Origin of the sequence: Methylobacterium organophilum (assembly GCF_022179465.1) — a bacterium.
Lineage (GTDB): Bacteria > Pseudomonadota > Alphaproteobacteria > Rhizobiales > Beijerinckiaceae > Methylobacterium > Methylobacterium organophilum.
Map to the genome: position 1 here is coordinate 134,147 of NZ_BPQV01000009.1, position 16,845 is coordinate 150,991.

General features: G+C 70.5%; 16 protein-coding genes and 3 tRNA genes. 12 read left to right on the forward strand and 7 right to left on the reverse strand.

The window, feature by feature from the left end:
• Positions 1 to 24: 24 nt before the first annotated feature.
• Positions 25 to 390, reverse strand: coding sequence for an NADH-quinone oxidoreductase subunit A (locus tag MFF21_RS15755; protein WP_238312199.1), 366 nt, complete (start codon positions 388 to 390; stop codon positions 25 to 27).
• A gap of 316 nt (positions 391 to 706) precedes the next feature.
• Here MFF21_RS15755 and MFF21_RS15760 point away from each other — a divergent pair.
• The 6 genes from MFF21_RS15760 to MFF21_RS15785 all read left to right on the forward strand — a co-directional run bounded on the left by MFF21_RS15760 (position 707) and on the right by MFF21_RS15785 (position 3,752).
• Positions 707 to 783: transfer RNA gene (locus tag MFF21_RS15760), tRNA-Asp, on the forward strand.
• Positions 784 to 887: 104 nt separating this feature from the next.
• Positions 888 to 964: transfer RNA gene (locus tag MFF21_RS15765), tRNA-Asp, on the forward strand.
• Between the two features lie 129 nt (positions 965 to 1,093).
• Entirely contained in the window at positions 1,094 to 1,402 is a 309-nt protein-coding gene (locus MFF21_RS15770) for a hypothetical protein (protein WP_238312201.1), read from the forward strand.
• A 104-nt stretch (positions 1,403 to 1,506) separates the two neighbouring features.
• Positions 1,507 to 1,722, forward strand: a complete 216-nt coding sequence (locus MFF21_RS15775) for a hypothetical protein (protein ID WP_238312202.1) — start codon at positions 1,507 to 1,509, stop codon at positions 1,720 to 1,722.
• Positions 1,723 to 1,864: 142 nt separating this feature from the next.
• Positions 1,865 to 2,365 (forward strand): CAP domain-containing protein, encoded by a 501-nt coding sequence (locus MFF21_RS15780; protein ID WP_238312203.1) that lies wholly within the window; start codon positions 1,865 to 1,867, stop codon positions 2,363 to 2,365.
• A gap of 199 nt (positions 2,366 to 2,564) precedes the next feature.
• Positions 2,565 to 3,752: an FAD-binding protein gene (locus MFF21_RS15785; protein ID WP_238312205.1), complete on the forward strand. Its 1,188-nt coding sequence runs from the start codon at positions 2,565 to 2,567 to the stop codon at positions 3,750 to 3,752.
• A 64-nt stretch (positions 3,753 to 3,816) separates the two neighbouring features.
• Here the strand turns inward: MFF21_RS15785 and MFF21_RS15790 are convergent, their stop codons facing one another.
• On the reverse strand, positions 3,817 to 5,244 hold the full coding sequence (locus MFF21_RS15790; protein WP_238312207.1) for a methyl-accepting chemotaxis protein: 1,428 nt from the start codon (positions 5,242 to 5,244) through the stop codon (positions 3,817 to 3,819).
• Positions 5,245 to 5,612: 368 nt separating this feature from the next.
• Between MFF21_RS15790 and glcF the strand changes: the two genes are divergently transcribed.
• The 3 genes from glcF to MFF21_RS15805 all read left to right on the forward strand — a co-directional run bounded on the left by glcF (position 5,613) and on the right by MFF21_RS15805 (position 8,160).
• Entirely contained in the window at positions 5,613 to 6,956 is a 1,344-nt protein-coding gene (gene glcF / locus MFF21_RS15795) for a glycolate oxidase subunit GlcF (protein WP_238312209.1), read from the forward strand.
• Positions 6,957 to 7,009: 53 nt separating this feature from the next.
• Positions 7,010 to 7,083, forward strand: a tRNA-Gly gene (locus MFF21_RS15800).
• Between the two features lie 180 nt (positions 7,084 to 7,263).
• Positions 7,264 to 8,160 (forward strand): class I SAM-dependent methyltransferase, encoded by an 897-nt coding sequence (locus tag MFF21_RS15805; protein ID WP_238312211.1) that lies wholly within the window; start codon positions 7,264 to 7,266, stop codon positions 8,158 to 8,160.
• An 18-nt stretch (positions 8,161 to 8,178) separates the two neighbouring features.
• Here MFF21_RS15805 and moaA read toward each other — a convergent pair whose 3' ends face one another.
• On the reverse strand, positions 8,179 to 9,219 hold the full coding sequence (moaA, locus tag MFF21_RS15810; protein WP_238312213.1) for a GTP 3',8-cyclase MoaA: 1,041 nt from the start codon (positions 9,217 to 9,219) through the stop codon (positions 8,179 to 8,181).
• A gap of 184 nt (positions 9,220 to 9,403) precedes the next feature.
• Here moaA and MFF21_RS15815 point away from each other — a divergent pair, with 184 nt between their 5' ends.
• A complete protein-coding gene (locus tag MFF21_RS15815; protein ID WP_238312215.1) occupies positions 9,404 to 9,838 on the forward strand; it encodes a gamma-butyrobetaine hydroxylase family protein in 435 nt (144 codons plus the stop codon).
• 70 nt (positions 9,839 to 9,908) lie between these two features.
• On the opposite strand, the gene MFF21_RS15820 is transcribed toward MFF21_RS15815, so the two are convergent.
• The 4 genes from MFF21_RS15820 to nadA form a co-directional block, all read right to left on the reverse strand.
• Positions 9,909 to 10,571 (reverse strand): L,D-transpeptidase, encoded by a 663-nt coding sequence (locus MFF21_RS15820; RefSeq protein WP_238312217.1) that lies wholly within the window; start codon positions 10,569 to 10,571, stop codon positions 9,909 to 9,911.
• A 271-nt stretch (positions 10,572 to 10,842) separates the two neighbouring features.
• The gene (gene nadC, locus MFF21_RS15825) at positions 10,843 to 11,703 is read right to left on the reverse strand and encodes a carboxylating nicotinate-nucleotide diphosphorylase (protein WP_238312219.1); all 861 of its coding nucleotides are present in this window, start codon (positions 11,701 to 11,703) and stop codon (positions 10,843 to 10,845) included.
• A complete protein-coding gene (locus tag MFF21_RS15830) occupies positions 11,696 to 13,237 on the reverse strand; it encodes an L-aspartate oxidase (RefSeq protein WP_238312221.1) in 1,542 nt (513 codons plus the stop codon). Before MFF21_RS15830 ends, nadC begins: the two co-directional genes overlap by 8 nt.
• Positions 13,237 to 14,280 (reverse strand): quinolinate synthase NadA, encoded by a 1,044-nt coding sequence (gene nadA, locus MFF21_RS15835; RefSeq protein WP_238312223.1) that lies wholly within the window; start codon positions 14,278 to 14,280, stop codon positions 13,237 to 13,239. Before nadA ends, MFF21_RS15830 begins: the two co-directional genes overlap by 1 nt.
• A 280-nt stretch (positions 14,281 to 14,560) precedes the next feature.
• Between nadA and MFF21_RS15840 the strand changes: the two genes are divergently transcribed.
• Both MFF21_RS15840 and MFF21_RS15845 read left to right on the forward strand, forming a co-directional pair.
• Complete coding sequence (locus MFF21_RS15840; RefSeq protein WP_283206539.1) at positions 14,561 to 15,025, forward strand: TadE/TadG family type IV pilus assembly protein; 465 nt, start codon at positions 14,561 to 14,563, stop codon at positions 15,023 to 15,025.
• 2 nt (positions 15,026 to 15,027) lie between these two features.
• Positions 15,028 to 16,689 carry a TadG family pilus assembly protein gene (locus MFF21_RS15845; protein WP_238312226.1) on the forward strand — a complete coding sequence of 554 codons (1,662 nt, stop codon included), beginning with the start codon at positions 15,028 to 15,030 and terminating at the stop codon, positions 16,687 to 16,689.
• Positions 16,690 to 16,845: the final 156 nt, after the last annotated feature.

Consider the following 16,845-nt stretch of genomic DNA (forward strand, 5'->3'; position numbering starts at 1 on the left):
GAATTATGGCGGATAACACGACCGTCAGTCCCATTCGAGAGCGCCTTTTCGCCACTCGTAGACGAAGCCGACGGTGAGCACGCCGAGGAAGACCATCATCGACCAGAAGCCGAACCATCCGAGTTCCCCGAAGGTGATGGCCCAGGGGAACAGGAAGGCCACTTCGAGGTCGAAGATGATGAACAGGATCGCGACGAGGTAGAATCGTACGTCGAATTTCATGCGCGCGTCATCGAACGCGTTGAAGCCGCATTCGTAGGCCGACAACTTCTCCGGGTCGGGACTGTTGTAGGCCACCAGGAAGGGGGCGACGAGGAGCGCAACGGCGATGAACAGCGAGACGCCGATGAAGACGATCAGGGGAAGGTAATCCGCCAGCAGGCCTGTCATCGCGACACCTCTTCGGCTCCCTGTGCTCTGGCCCGGTTGTCCGGTGGAGTTGGAATTTATCCAATGCCAGGCTGCGTTGGCGGGAGGCTTAGACGAGCGGTCCGGGTGAAACAAGGGCATTGCGCGTCGCACAAATGGCTTCTTGTCACTGCCGAGCCGTCGCGGGCCGCGCGGCGCCGGATCGGCGAATTCGGGCGGCCGGGGGCCGGGATGAAGCCTCGCCGTCGCCCGTGCGGCGACTCGACTCGGAAACGCCTTGACAGGTCGGGGCGGCGCTCATACACCGCCGGCCGTCGCCCAGAAGGCGTCACGCCACGCGGGCGTAGCTCAGTTGGTTAGAGTGCCGGCCTGTCACGCCGGAGGTCGCGGGTTCGAGCCCCGTCGCCCGCGCCACGTTCCTTGTACAATCCATCGTCGATGCCGCGGGCCCGACTCGCCGCGACGATACTGTACCATACGGAACCATCCGGCGGGACATTATAGGGGACATACGCCACGCGGGCGTAGCTCAGTTGGTTAGAGTGCCGGCCTGTCACGCCGGAGGTCGCGGGTTCGAGCCCCGTCGCCCGCGCCACGCATACCACGCATTCCCCAGCACCATACGGCCACGCTTGTTGCGGCGCGTCAGATCGCGCCTTCGGCCCGGTGAACCTCCCCGGCGCGCGGTGTTGGATCTCCATCGTCTCCAGATGGATCCCCTCGCATGCGAATCCCGATTCTTGCCGGCCTGACCGGCCTCGCGCTGCTCGTCTCGGGCGGCGCCATCGCCCAGAGCAGCACCACCGGTGGCCCCACGGGCAGCAACCTCAGCAATCCCAGCCGTGCCGGGGGCGCGGGACCGCAACCCCTGAATTCCGCCGGATCGACCACGGGCTCGGTCGGCACCGGAGCCGCGCCGGCCGGCGCGCCGGCAATCGGCTCGACGCCGGGCACCAATATCGGCGGCACCCCGACCAGCGGCCCGCCCGGCACCGGAGGCGCCGCGGGCGGCCCCTCCCTCGGCGGGCGGTAGCGCCAGGAGAGACCCTGACACGGCTGGGCCGGCAGCGCTCCTGCGCCGCCGGCCCGATTCCTGCGATGGTGCGCGATCGGGAACGGGAGACGGATGGAGGCGGGATGGCGGGCTTCTTCTTTCTCTATTTCACGGCCTGCGCCGCGAATGCGCCGGATACCTGCGAGTCGCGGCGCCTCCCCCTCGACGTCCCCGATGCGCGCGCCTGCCTGCACGTGGCCCAACCCCAACTCGCCCGCTGGGTCGGAGAGCACCCGCGCTATCGCATCACCCGCTGGCGCTGCGGCGCCCCGCCGAAGGAGGACGGGACGCGCATCTGACCCGAAGGCGGCGTGACCGGGGGGCCACAGGGCGCCCCCTCGCGCGAGCGCGGCCGCCGAGGGTTACCGTCATCGCCTCGCTTTCGCCTCAAGCGCCCGGAATGCGGGAGCCGGATCTCACCTCTGGCTCAGCCTCCGGCCCATGTCGCGCCCCTCTTCCGTCCGTCCCGCCCTGCTCGCGGCGGCGACGCTGCTCCTGGCGGCTGTCCTCTCCGGCTGCGGCATGGGCTCCTCGGTGCTCGAAGCCGACCTGCCGGTGAGCCCCGTTATCCTCGACGAGGGCGCGGCCGCAGCGGCGATCTCCCGCTACCGGGCGCAGCATGGACTCGGTCCCGTGGTGATCGATTCCAGCCTGATCCGGGCCGCCTCGTTCCAGGCCGGTGCCAATGCCCGGGCGGGGCGCCTCAGCCACGATCGCTTCGAGAGCCGCATGGCCGGCATCGGCCTCGGCCGCAGCTACGCCGCGGAGAATCTGAGCGCGGGCTCGGAGACCTTCGACCAGGTCTTCGCCCGCTGGAAGGCTTCGCCGGAGCACAACCGCAACATGCTGATCCCGCAGCTGCGTCGGGTCGGCATTGCCCGGGTGGATGCGCCCGGCACCCGCTACAAGCGCTTCTGGGCGCTGGTGATGGCCGGCAATTGAGGGCCGTCGCCGGGTGCCTCCCGTCTCCGGCGACACTTTATCGCCGCCTCTCCCCGGCGACGCTTGCGCCGCCAAAGCAAAATGGTTTTGAAACGCTCTGAACTCGCGGTTGCGATCGCGGGAACCGCGGACCGGTCTCCGGGCCGGTCCGATGATCGAGAACAAGGATGATGCCGCAACGGCATCCAGGGCGGAAACGATGACGAGCTACGCGCCGGCGAGCGAACAGGAGGCGGCTGCCCTGGTGGCGGAGGCGGCGGGCCGGGCGGAGCAGCTCCGCCTCGTCGGCGGCGGTACCAAGGCCGCCATCGGCCGGCCGGCCCAGGACGAGGCGACCCTGTCGGCGGCCGGCCTGACCGGCGTGACCCTCTACGAGCCGGCGGAGATGGTCGTCTCGGCCCGGGCGGGCACGCCCCTCGCCGAGATCCAGAGCCTCCTCGCCGAACGCGGTCAGATGCTGCCCTTCGAGCCCATGGATCATCGGGTGCTGCTGGCGAGCACGGGCGTGCCGAGCTTCGGCGCGGTGGCCGCCGTCAACAATTCCGGCCCCCGCCGCATCAATGCCGGCGCCGCCCGCGACAGCCTGATCGGCGTGCGCTTCGTCAACGGGCGTGGGGAGGCGATCAAGTCCGGCGGCCGGGTGATGAAGAACGTCACGGGCCTCGATCTCGTGAAGCTCATGGCCGGCGCCTGGGGCACCCTCGGTCTTCTCACCGAGGTGACCTTCAAGGTGCTGCCCGTACAGGAGCGGGTGGCCACCCTGGTCTTTTCCGGCCTCAACGACGCCCGCGCGGTCGAGGCCCTGGCCACCGCCCTGGGCTCGCCCTTCGAGCTCACCGGCGCCGCCCATCTCCCGGCCGGAATCGGCGCCGGGGAGGCCCGGACCTGCCTGCGTCTGGAAGGCTTCTCGACCTCGATCGACTACCGCCTCGGCGAGCTGCGCCGCCTGCTCAAGCGCTACGGCACGGCCGATACGCTGGAGGGCGAGGCAGGCGCGGCCCTCTGGCAGGGCATCCGCGACGTGGCGCCGCTCGCCGAGCCGCGCGACGCGGCGGTCTGGCGCATCTCCACCGCGCCGACAAGGGGACCAGCCGTGACGGCGGCCATCGCTGCGCGGCGGGCGGCCCGCTGGTTCTACGATTGGGGCGGCGGGCTGATCTGGCTCGCCACCGATGCCGCGGGCGATGCCGGGGCCGAGATTGTGCGGGCCGCCGTGAAGACGCAGGGCGGCCACGCCACGCTGATCCGCGCGCCGGACGCAATTCGCGCCGCCGTACCGGTGTTCGAGCCGCAGTCCGAGCCGCTGATGCGCCTGACCGCCGGCATCAAGGCCGCGCACGATCCGGCGGGCATCTTCAACCCGGGCCGGATGTATGCCGGGGTCTGAGGATCCCTCTGGCGGCAGGCCGGCGGGCTCTCCGGGCCCCGGCCTCTGCGTAGGCCCCGCCGCGCTAGGCTGACGGCGCGGACAGCGCCCGCATCGCCGTCTCCAGCTCCTCGCTCTGCGCGCGAAGCAACGCCGAGCTGTCTCCCAGGGAATGGGACGAGGCCACCGCTTCCGTCGTCGTCGCCTGCAGGGCGTCGAGCTGGCTCACGGCCTCGGCGATCGTCCTCCTGGCGCGGGAGACGCGCTCCGCCACGCCCGACGAGACCTCCTCGTAGGCGCCGCTGATGCGACCGATATCGAACGAGGCTCCGTGAACGGTCTCGATCTCGCCTCTCACGCGGTTCAGGGAGGCCGTCGCCTCCGCCGCGGCACGCCCCAGGCGGCCGACCTGAGCGGCGATCTCGGCGGTCGCCTGAGTGACCTGGGCGGACAAGTCCTTGACCTCGGCAGCGACGACCGAGAAGCCCCGCCCGGCCTCGCCCGCCCGTGCGGCCTCGATGGTCGCATTGAGCGCCAGCAGGTTCGTCTGGCCGGCGATCACGCCGATCAGATCGCCGATATGGCCGACATCCCGGATTTTTCCCTGCAGATCCGTGAAGGTCGTCACGGCTTCGGCGAGCGCGGCCACCGTCGTGCCCGAGATGGCGTCGATCCTCTCCGCGTGGCCCCGCGCCTCGTGGGACAGCGTGACGAGCTGCTGCATGAGCGCCGTGGGGCCCTCGATCTCCTGCGAGACCTCGGTGCTGGCCCGGTCGACATCGGCACGGCGCGCATCGACGTTCTGCGCCACGCTCAGCACCGTCCGGGATCCGGTCTCGACGCTCGCCGTCGTCTCGGCGAGCCGGGCAGCGATGCTCCCCAGGGCCTGCATCAGCCCCTCGGACCGCGCCCGCTGATCATGCTCCACCAGGGTGATGGCCAGCCGCTCCGCGACATAGGCCATCAGTTCCAAAAGCTCGCCATCAAGGCGGGCAGGCTCATGCGAGAAGAATTCGAGGACGATCTCGACCCGACCCTCGACGATGACGGGGAAGGCGAAGCAGCCTCGCACCCCGTTGGCCTTGGCCGTCGCGGCGCGGAGGAAACCCGGCAGCACGGTCACATCCTCGCAGGAGACGGGGTTGCCGTCGGCGGCCACGCGGCCGATCATGCCCTCGCCCGGGGCGAAGACGGCACGCTCCGAGGCCGCGACGAAGGATTCCGCCGCCTGGCTGCCCTGACCCGCCGCCAGGAACCAGACACCCATCGACGTCATTCGCCCGTCGCTGTCGGGCTGCCGCCGATAGGCGTGGGCGATCGGCCAGCCCGTGAAGCGCGCAACCGCCTCCAGGGATGCCCGGGTCGCCTCCGCGAGGCTCGGCGCCAGGGCGCAGTTGCGGGAGACCCCGTTGAGCAGGGCGAGAACGGAGGTCAGATCCCGGGTGATCGTCCGCGACAGAGCAGGCTTGGCTACCCGTGCCTTGCCGGTCCTGAGCCACCTGATCCTGCTCATGATCTCCGCCCCGCCGGCCCCCTGACGACCCGAGACCTTCGTAGAAACGACACGCACAAGCAGCAAACTCTTCGTCTCTCTTCAAAGAGCGCACATTCTATGCATCGGCTCTGTTGAAAAAATATTTCGGAGCTCGTCCGATTTCAACAGAAGTACGAGAGATTCTGCACAAATTTCAACTCAGACGCGCAGATATCCGCCAGATGGGTGCCCAAATCCTGGGCCCGGATCGGCACGGCGGTCGCGGTGCACCGGGGATGGCGGCGGGAGACGATGTCGCAGCCCGCGGGCGCGCTGCATTTCCTTGAAACCGGTCTAAAAGAGGCGGTACCGGCGACGCCACGCCCCAGAAACGCGACGAGACAAGCGTGCAAACCAATTTCAATCCCGCCCAGCTCGCCGATCCGGCCATGGCGGCTTCGGAAAAGATCCTGCGGACCTGCGTGCATTGCGGCTTCTGCACCGCGACCTGCCCGACCTACCTGCTGCTCGGCGACGAGCTCGATTCCCCCCGCGGCCGCATCTACCTGATCAAGGACATGCTCGAGGGCGGCAAGGCGGCGAGCGCCGAGGTCGTGAAGCATGTCGACCGCTGCCTCTCCTGCCTGTCCTGCATGACGACCTGCCCCTCGGGGGTGCATTACATGCACCTCGTCGACCATGCCCGCACGCATATCGAGAAGACCCATCGGCGCCCCCTCAGCGACCGGCTGATGCGCAGCGTGCTCGCCTTCGTCCTGCCCTATCCGAACCGCTTCCGGCTGGCGCTGCGCGGTGCCCGGATCGGCGCGCCCTTCCGGCCGCTCCTCGCCAAGCTCCCGCGGGTCGGCAACCGGCTCTCGGCCATGCTCGACCTCGCCCCCGCCGCCCTGCCGGGCCGCAACCCGACCGACCGGCCGGGCGTCTTTCCGGCTGCAACCGCCGGGAACCGGCGCGGCCGCGTGGCGCTGCTGCGGGGCTGTGCCCAGAGCGTGCTGCGGCCGGATTTCAACGAGGCGGCGATCCGGCTCCTCACCCGCCACGGGGTCGAGGTGGTGCAGCCCAAGGGCGAGGGCTGCTGCGGCGCCCTCACCCACCACATGGGCAAGGAGGAGTCCGCCCACGCCCATGCCAAGCGCACGATCGACGCCTGGATCGCGGAGGCCGATGCCAACGGGCTCGACGCCATCCTCGTCACCGCCTCGGGCTGCGGCACGACCATCAAGGATTACGGCTTCATGTTCCGGGACGATCCGGCTTATGCCGAGAAGGCCCGGCGGGTCTCGACCCTGGCCAAGGACGTGACGGAATATGTCGCCACTCTTGGCCTGATGCCCGCCGTGGTCGAGGCGGATCTCACCGTCGCCTACCATTCCGCCTGCTCGATGCAGCACGGCCAGGGCATCCGCACCGAGCCAAAGGCGCTGCTCAAGGCGGCTGGCTTCACCGTGAAGGACGTGCCGGAGGGCCATATCTGCTGCGGCTCGGCCGGGACCTACAACATCCTCCAGCCGGAGATCGCCGGGCGCCTGCGCGCCCGCAAGGTCGCCAATATCGAGCGGATGCGCCCCGACGTGATCGCGACGGGCAATATCGGCTGCGCCACGCAGATCGGGAAGGGCACCGCCATCCCGATCCTGCACACCGTCGAGTTGCTCGACTGGGCGACCGGGGGCCCGAAGCCGGCGGCGCTGGCGGCCCTCGCACCGTCGTCACTCCAGGCGGCGGAATGAGACGCGCACATCGCCTTCTCAAACCGCCTGGCCCGTGATATCCGGCCCCTCGCGCGGGTGTAGCTCAATGGTAGAGCAGCAGCCTTCCAAGCTGAATACGTGGGTTCGATTCCCATCACCCGCTCCAGAGCGCCTTCCCGGCTCTGGCCGTCCGATCCTGCGGACGCTATGAGGCGAAAGCCGAAGGCTCATCGCTCCCGCTCCCCCATGCCGCGCGGATCCTCGATCCGCCGCATATCCCCGTGAGGCGCGAAAGCGTTCGCGCGTGAGGAAACATGGCCTCCCGGCGGGAGGCCGGGGGAGATCCATGAGCCGTTCCCTGTCGCTCGACGAGTTCCTGGCGCAGCGCGCGAAGGACCGGCGTCTCGCTCGCCTGACCCACGACGTCGTCCTTCCGGTGGCCACGGGCCTGGAATTCGGAGCGGCGGAGAATCCGGTCGCCCTGCCCGACGGCATCAGCGTCGAGTACGTGGACTACGCCAAGGACGCCTGCAGCGACCGGCCGGGGGCGGTGGCCGTGGATTACGCCTGGACGGGCAGCGGCTCGCTCCAGGCCGTCGTCGGCCGCAGCGGCTACGATTTCGCCATCGCCGCGCAGGTCGCGCAATACGTTCCCAACCTGCTCGGCTGGTTCCGGGGCATCTACGAGGTCCTGCGGCCGGGCGGGGTCCTCAATCTCTCGCTGCCGGACCGGCGCTTCATGTTCGATCTGAAGCGGCATCCGAGCACCCTCGGCGAGGGCGTCGAGGCGCTGCTGCTCGATCTCGACCGGCCGAGCCCCCGGCAGATTTTCGACCACACCTATGGCACGGTCGCCCTCGATCCGACCCGCGTCTGGCGGGAGGACACCGATCCCGCCGCGCTGCCGCCCTTGAGCGGCGGCCATGCGCTGGCGCTGGCGCACAAGCATGCCCGGGAGGCCTTTTCGGCGGAGGGCCGCTACGTCACCTGCCATTGCTGGGTATTCACGCCATTCTCGTTCCTCGATCTGATCGAGGGCGCGAGCCGGCTCGGCCTCTTCCCGTTCGTCGTGAGCCAGTTCTCCGCCACGGAGCCGGGCTCGTTCGAGTTCTACGTCTGCGTCAGGCGGGACGCGGAGGAGGATCCCGAGGCGCTGCTCCGGATGCAGCTCGGTGCGATCGCCTATGTGCGCGACATCGCCCGGCAGCATCAGCGCGTCGCCCGCCGCCTGGCGAGCGATTAGGCCCGACCGCCCCGGCGCTCAGCCGCCGGTGACGCTCATGTGGCGGGGCACGGCGGCGGGGCGGGCCCGCTCGATGACGAAGTCGTGCCCCTTGGGCTTGCGGGCGATCGCATCGATCACCGCCTGGGTCACGAGGGCGTCGTCGGGGGAGGCGCGCAGGGCCGCGCGCAGGTCGGCGGCGTCCTCCTGGCCGAGGCACATGTAGAGCTTGCCGGTACAGGTCAGGCGCACCCGGTTGCAGCTCTCGCAGAAATTGTGGGTCAGCGGCGTGATGAAGCCGAGCCGGCCGCCGGTCTCCTCCACGCGCACGTAGCGGGCGGGGCCGCCGGTGCGGTCGGGCAGCGGCGTCAGGGTGTAGCGGCTCGCGAGGCGCTCGCGGGCGACGGAGAGCGGCAGGAACTGGTCCGTGCGGTCGCCCTCGATCTCGCCGAGCGGCATCACCTCGATCAGGGTCATGTCCATGCCGAGGCCGTGCGCCCAGGCGATCATGTCCGCGATCTCGTGCTCGTTGACGCCCTTCAGGGCCACGGCGTTGATCTTCACCTTGATCCCGGCCCGGCGCGCCGCCTCGATGCCGGCGAGCACCGTGGCGAGGTCGCCGCGCCGGGTGATCGCCCGGAACTTGTCCGCGTCGAGGGTGTCCAGCGACACGTTGACTCGCCGCACGCCGAGTTCGGCGAGCTCGGGGGCGAAGCGGGCGAGCTGCGAGCCGTTGGTGGTAAGGGTCAGCTCGTCGAGGGCGCCGCTCGTCAGGTGCCGCGAGAGGCGCCGGAACAGATGCATGATGTCCCGCCGCACCAGCGGCTCGCCGCCGGTGATGCGCAGCTTGCGCACGCCGCGGTCAATGAAGACGCCGCAGAGCCGGTCGAGCTCCTCCAGCGTCAGCAGGTCCCGCTTGGGCAGGAACTGCATGTCCTCGGCCATGCAATAGGCGCAGCGGAAATCGCAGCGGTCCGTCACCGAGATGCGCAGATAGGTGATGGCGCGCTGGAACGGATCGATCAGCGGCGCCGGGCGCGTGGCCGGTGCAGCGGGACCGTCGTTGCGGGGACCCCACATGGGCTGCTCGTCACGCTCTGCGGATACCGAAGGAATGGGTTTGTCGGCTGACAGATCCAACATCGCCCTCCATATGAGGACTCTGGTATTTCAGGGCAAGCGCAGGGCGCGGGGATCCGATCATCGCTCCCCGCAGGGTTGTATCCACCCAATGCAGAAGCCCCCCCGATTCTAAGGTGTGACGATGAGCGAGCGCTGGCCGACCGAGATCCGCCTGCTGGGGGACAAGCGCATCCTGCGCGTCGCCTTCGAGGATGGGGGGCGCTTCGACCTGCCGGCGGAGTATCTGCGCGTGTCGAGCCCCTCGGCCGAGGTGCAGGGGCATTCCCCCGCCGAGCGCCGGGTGATTGGCGGCAAGCGCGACGTGGCGATCCTCGCTGTCGAGCCCATCGGCAACTACGCCGTGAAACTCGCCTTCGACGACATGCACGACACCGGCATCTATGGCTGGGAGTACCTGTACGATCTCGGCCGCGAGTACCGGAATCGCTGGGCGGATTACCTGCGCGAGCTCGAAGCCCTGGGCCTCGATCGGGACCGCGCCGCGAGCGCCCCGGTGAAGGGCGGCCATTCCCATGGCGGCGGCGGGTGCGGCAGCGGAAGCTGCGGCTGCCACTGAGAAGCAGGATCCAACGAGAAAGGGCCGGTGCGCTGCACCGGCCCTTCTCATGTCGCGGCGCTCGGCAGCGTCAGCGCTGCACGATCACCCGGGTGCCGACCTTCACGCGGGTGTAGAGGTCGCTCACGTCCTCGTTGGTCATGCGGATGCAGCCCGAGGAGACGGCGGTGCCGATCGTCTCCGGCTCGTTGGAGCCGTGGATGCGGTACATGGTGCCGCCGAGATACATGGCGCGGGCGCCGAGCGGGTTCTCGATGCCGCCCTTCATGTAGCGGGGCAGGTCCGGGCGGCGGCGCAGCATCTCCGCCGGCGGGCGCCAATCCGGCCACTCGCGCTTCATGGTGATGGTCTGCGTGCCGCCCCAGGTGAAGCCCGGACGGCCGACGCCGACGCCGTAGCGCACGGCGGTGCCGTCGCCGTTGACGAGGTAGAGGCGACGCTCGGCGGTGGAGACCACGATCGTGCCCGCGCCGTAGGGACCGCTATAGGGGATGGTCTCGCGGGCGATCGCCGTCGCCTGCGGCACGGCCGCGGCGGCCGGCGCGGTCTGCTGCAGCGGATCGGCCGGCAGCGCCGCATTCGCCGTGGGCTCGGTGGCCTGCGGACGCACGCGAACCGTCAGCACCTCGGTGAGAGGCTGCCGGGTAAGCGGATCGATCTCGTAGGCATGGGCGGGAGCCGCCAGCGCCGCGGCGCAGGCGATCCCGGAAAGGGCGATGACAAGACGGCGCATCGAAGCCTCTGAGGCGGGCGGGCTGTGGATACTGGGTGGAAAACCAGCGCACGATGCCGTGGCAGTTCTCGCCAAGAGGTAAACTCCGCCGCCGTAAAGCCAAGCTTATTCCGCGCTGCGAAGCAGGTTCGCCCGACTTCGTGACCGCGTGGCAACACTGTGGCAGCGCCGCCGTAACTTGAAGGATTCCAGCCTTCTGCCCGGCCCTCACGGGAACGTTTGTTTTGCCCGTCTCCAAGGCCGGAGCCTGCGCGCCTTCCCGCGCGACGCGTCAGGCGGCGTCGAGGCCGAGATCGATGATCGGCGCGCTGTGGGTGATCCAGCCGACCGAGATCAGGTCGACGCCCGAGGCGGCGACCGGGCCGACCGTCTCCAGGTTGATGCGCCCCGAAGCCTCGGCGATGGCGCGGCCGTCGATCATCCGGACCGCCTCGCGCAGGGTTTCGGGGCTCATATTGTCGAGGAGCACGGCATCGGCGCCCACGGAGAGGGCCTGTTCGAGCTGAGAGAGGGTGTCGACCTCCACCTCGATCTTCACGAGGTGGCCCGCGTTGCGGCGCGCCCGCTCGATCGCCGGCACGATGCCGCCGGCCACGGCGATGTGGTTGTCCTTGATGAGCACGGCGTCGTCGAGGCCGAAGCGGTGGTTCGAGCCGCCCCCCGCCCGCACCGCATGCTTCTCCAAGGCACGCAGGCCCGGCGTGGTCTTGCGGGTGCACACGATCCGGGCATGGCCGTGGGGCCGGGCCGCCTCGACCAGGGAGGCGGTGGCGGTGGCGACCCCGGAGAGCCGGCAGAGCAGGTTCAGGGCGACGCGCTCGGCGGTAAGGATGGCCCGGGCGGGACCGGACAGGCGCAGCACTACGTCGCCGGGGGCGATGCGGGCGCCCTCGCCCCGCTCCACCTCGACCGAGACCGCGGGATCGATCAGCGCGAAGGCGATCAAGGCCGCATCCGTGCCGGCGATCACGCCGTTCTGGCGGGCGGCGATGACGCCGTCGAGCCGGGCGGAGGCGGGCACGATGGCGTCGGTGGTCACGTCGCCGGCCCGGCCGAGATCCTCCAGCAGCGCGGCCCGCACCAGAGGCTCGACCAGCAGGCGCGGCAGCGGGCTCAAGGGTTCGTCAGGCATCGGCGCGCTCGCGGATCGTTTGCTCCGCGCCGGTGCCGGCGAGGATCGCGGACAGGGTCGTCTCCGAGTGGCGCGGGGGCGCCTGTTCGGGATGGTCGGCCCGCCAATGGGCGCCGCGGCTCTCGCGGCGCTCCCGGGCGCAGGCAGCGATCATCAGGCCGGTGAGGGCGGCCTCGCAGCCGGACGCGGCGAGCTCCGAGAGCCGGGCGACCGCCCCTTCGAGGCCCTTCGCCTCGCGCACCACGCCGACATGGCGCTCCATGAGGGCGCGGACCTCCGCCAGGGCCGAGACGGGGGCCGCGGCCGAAGCCGAGGCGGGCCGCATCGGCGGAGCGCCGAGGGCGAGCGCGCTGCCCTCGATCGACTCGGCGATCCAGCGGCCGAAGGCCAGGGCTTCGAGGAGGGAGTTGCTGGCGAGCCGGTTGGCGCCGTGCAGGCCCGTGGAGGAGACCTCGCCGCAGGCCCAGAGGCCCGGCACGCTGGTGCGCCCGGCCGCATCCACCTTCACGCCGCCCATGTGGTAATGCGCCGCCGGCCGCACCGGGATCGGCTGCGTCGCCGGGTCGATGCCGGCCTCGGCGCAGAGCCCCGCCACGGTGGGGAAGCGCCCCGGCATGCGCCGGCCGAGATCGCCGGTCGCGTCGAGGAAGACCTGGGCGCCCCGGGCCTGGGCCTGGAAGATCGCCCGGGCGACCACATCGCGGGGCGCGAGATCGCCGCCGGCGATGCCCGCCATCACCCGCTCGCCGTGCTGATCGATCAGGGCGGCGCCCTCGCCGCGCAGGGCCTCGGTGGCGAGTGGCATGGGATCGGCCCCGGCCGCGATGGCGGTCGGGTGGAACTGCACGAATTCGAGGTCCCGCAGCACCGCACCGGCCCGCGCCGCAATGAGCAGGCCGCGCCCGAGGGCGCCGCGGGGATTGGTGGTCGAGGCGTAGAGCGCGCCGACGCCGCCGGTGGCGAGCACCACCGCCGCGGCGGGCAGCCGGAAGGTGGCACCGTCACGGGCGCAGACGAGGCCGCGGACCCGACCCTCGCCGTCCTGCATCAGGGCGCGGGCCTCGGCTTCCAGCACCTCGATGGAGGGGCAGGCACGCGCCGCGGCGGCCAGGGCTTCGAGCACCATGCGGCCGGTGGAATCGCCCTTCGCCCGCACGATGCGGCGGCGGCTATGAGCAGCCTCCAGCCCCAGGGCCAGGGCGCCGTCCGCCTCCCGGTCGAAGCCGGTGCGCAGGCCGACCAGCCATTCGACGAGGCGCGGCCCCGCCTCGGCCACGGCCAGCGCGATATCCGGCTCGCTCAGGCCCGCCCCGGCGGCGAGCGTGTCGTCGGCATGCAGGGCCGGCGCGTCGTCGGCGCCGATCGCGGCAGCGATGCCGCCCTGGGCCCAGCCCGTGGCGGTGCCGAGCCCGAGGGGCGCGGCGGTGACGAGGGTGACCGGGCGGGGGGCGAGACGCAGGGCCACGCTGAGGCCGGCCACGCCCGCGCCGACCACGATCACGCGGTCGGCCGGGCTGCGCGGAAGGACACTCATCAGGCGTTCGCGACCTTGGTGACCACGGGGGTCGGCTTCACGGCGAGCATGCGCTCCACCGCCTGCCGGGCACGGTCCGCAAGCGCGGGCTCGACGGTGATCTCGTGGCTCATCGTCTCCAGCGCCCGGCGGATGTTCCTGAGCGACATCCGCTTCATATGCGGGCACAGGTTGCAGGGCTTGATGAATTCGATGTCCGGGTTCGCCACGGCGATGTTGTCCGCCATCGAGCATTCCGTCACCAGCACCACCTGCGCGGGGCGCTTCGCGGTGACGTAGTTCATCATCATCGCCGTCGAACCGGAGAAGTCCGAGGCCTCGACCACCTCCGGCGGGCATTCCGGATGTGCGATCACGGTGATGCCGGGATAGCTGTCGCGCACCTCGGCGATGTCGGCCGGGGTGAAGCGCTCGTGCACCTCGCAATGGCCGGCCCAGGTCAGGATCTCCACCTCGGGCACGAGCTGCTGGACGTTGCGGGCCAAGAATTCGTCCGGGATCATCAGCACCCGCGGCACGCCGAGGGAGCGCACCACGTCGACGGCATTGCCGGAGGTGCAGCACAGGTCCGATTCGGCCTTCACCGCCGCGGAGGTGTTGACGTAGGTCACCACCGGCACGCCGGGATACTTCGCCCGCAGCGCCCGCACATCCGCCGGCGTGATCGAATCGGCGAGCGAGCAGCCGGCGCCCATGTCGGGGATCAGCACCGTCTTCTCGGGGTTCAGGAGCTTGGCGGTCTCGGCCATGAAGTGCACGCCGGCGAGCACGATCACGTCCGCGTCCACGTTCACCGCCTCGCGGGCGAGCGCCAGGCTGTCGCCGACGATGTCCGAGACCGTGTGGAAGATCTCCGGCGCCTGGTAGTTATGGGCCAGGATCACGGCGTTCCGCTCCCGCTTCAGCCGCAGGATCGCTTCCACGTCCGGCGCGAGGGCGGGCCACTCGATGGCCGGAACGTGCCGGCTGACGCGATCGTAGATGTCGGCGAGCGGGAAGCCCTCGGCGCGGTCCACCGGGCGGGCGAGAGAGGAAAGAGCCATCGGCACCTGCCTTTATGCTCACTTTGAGCATTGTGCCGACTAAAGTAGGCGTGGCTCCGGTCGTTGTCCAGATATGCTGAGACTGAGCATATCAGTTTTGCGACGCAAATCGCCGCTGCGGTGCAGCATGGCGGAATCGGGCCTTGACCCGCGCGCCCAGCTTCCAAAAGCGGAAAACTGATTACAATTACAGATTGTGAACACTCGAACCGAGTTAACCGGTTCGATCCCGCCGCGCCGTCAAATGAAGGTCTCCGTTCCTTCACCCGCGGCGACCACGATGACGACCGCTCTTCAGAGATCGCGCAGGATTTTCGCGAACATCCGAAGGATCGACTGCCTGTCCTGCAGCAGGGGCGCCTCCGCGATCGAATTCGCGCTGATCCTGCCCGTGCTCCTGCTGATTGTGATGAACATCTTCACCTGCGCCATCTATCTCGGCGCGGCCCACAACCTGCGTCAGCTTGCGGCGGAAGCGGCCCGCGCCTCGATTGCCGGCATCAACGACGCCGAGCGCACGTCCCTCGCCCTTCAGAGCGTGAAGGCCGGCCTCGCCTCCGGCTCGCTGATCCGCCCCGGCAGCATCGACACCGCCATCGCCGACGATCCCGCCGACCCGCAACTCTATCGGGTTACGCTGACCTTCGACGCGCGCAGCCTCGGCCTCGCTTCGGTGCCGGGAATCGCCCTGGTCGCGCCCGCCGTCCTCACAAGCTCCTTCAGCGTGCGCCGCGGGGGGCTGTGACCATGCCCCTCCGCACGCTCTTCCCGCGACGGTTCTTCACACAGGACCGACATGGCTCGGTCGCGGTGTTCGGCGCCCTCGGCATGACCGCGATCCTCGGGGCGGCCGCGATCGGCGTCGATCTCGGCGCTCTCTACGGGGCCAAGCGCCGGGCCCAGGGGGCCGTCGACCTGGCCGCCTCGCTGGCCGCAGCCGATCCCTCCGCCGCCCTGGGGACCGCCTGCCGCTCCCTCGCCGACAACGGCTATGCCGATTGCTCCAAGGCCGTCGTCCTGCCGGGCACCTATTCCGCGGAGAGCGGGAGCAGCGCCGCAAGCCGGTTCCAGCCGGGCGGCAAGCCGCCGAACGCGGTCCGCGTCACCCTCACGGCGGCGGCGAAGACCCTGTTCGCCCCCGTGCTCGGCCTGCCCTCCAGCTTTCCCGTCACCGCCGAAGGCACCGCGGCCACGGCGCGATTCGGGGCCTTCACCATCGGATCCGGCCTGGTCTCCCTCGACGGCGGCATCGCCAATGCCCTGCTCGGTGCCCTGCTCGGCGCCAAGCTCTCCCTGAGCGCGATGGATTACGACGCCCTGCTGAACAGCCGGGTCGACACCTTCCGCTTCCTGGATTCCCTGGCGAATTCCCTGAGTCTCCAGGCGGCGAGCTACAACGACGTCGTCTCCGCCAATGCCAGCGTCGGGCAGATCCTGACCGCGCTCTCGGCCAGCGTGCCGGATGCCAGCGCCGCCGCGGCCCTGTCCCAGGTCCGAGCCGCCGCCTCGGCCTCCGCCGGGCGGCTCAACGTCGCCCAGGTGCTCGATCTCGGCGATGCGGGCGCACTAGCGCCCGGGCGCGGCAGCCGCGGCCCCTCGGTCGGCACCTACGATCTGCTCTCGGCGGCGGTCGCCGCCGCCAACGGCACGCGCCAAGTCTCCGTCGATCTCGGCCTGACCATCCCGGGCCTGACCCGGACCCGCGTCACCGTCGCCGTCGGCGAGCGCCGTCAGAGTTCGGGCTGGGTGCAGCCGAACAGCCCCAGGGCGACGGTGCGCACGGCCCAGACCCGCGTGCTGATCGAAGCGGGCCTCACCGCTCCCCTCGGCCTCGGCACCCTGTCGCTGCCGGTCTATGCGGAAGCGGCCTATGGCCAGGCGACCTTGCGCTCCGTCTCCTGCCCCTGGACCGAATCGAGCGCCCGCTCGATGAGCCTCGACGTGCGCCCAGGGGCCGTCGACCTCGCCATCGCCAACGTTCCCGCCTCCGCCATCGACGGGTCGGGCGCCGCGCCCAATCTCAGCCAGCCCGCGGAGCTGCTGCGGCTCGCCCTGCCTCCCCTCGTCATCACCGGCCGCGCGCGCACGACGATCGGCCCCTCCAACAGCCAGACCGTGACCTTCAGCGCCGACGACATCGCCCGCAACCGCGTCCGCACCGTCTCCTCGACGGGGCTCGTCGGCTCGGCCACCGCGAGCCTGCTCGCCTCCATGTCGCTGGAGCTGAACGGCCTCGGCGTGCTCTCCCTGCCGACGCTGAAGCCCCTGACCCTGGCCGTGCTGAACACGGCGGCCCCGGCCATCGACCTCGTCCTCGACAACACCCTGCGGGCGCTCGGCATCCGCATCGGTTCGGCCGACGTCTCCGCCGACGGCGTGCGCTGCGATCAGGCGGTGCTGGTGCAGTGAGGCCGGGATCGGCTTGAAGGAGAGGCGCGAGCGCGCACTCCCGCCCGAGCGCGCATCCTTTCGCCGCACCCGAACTCTGGCTTGCCCGATCTCGGCATCGCTTGCTGATCCCGGGCAAGCCCGGGATCAGTCGGGGAGAGGGAAAAGCCGCTTCGA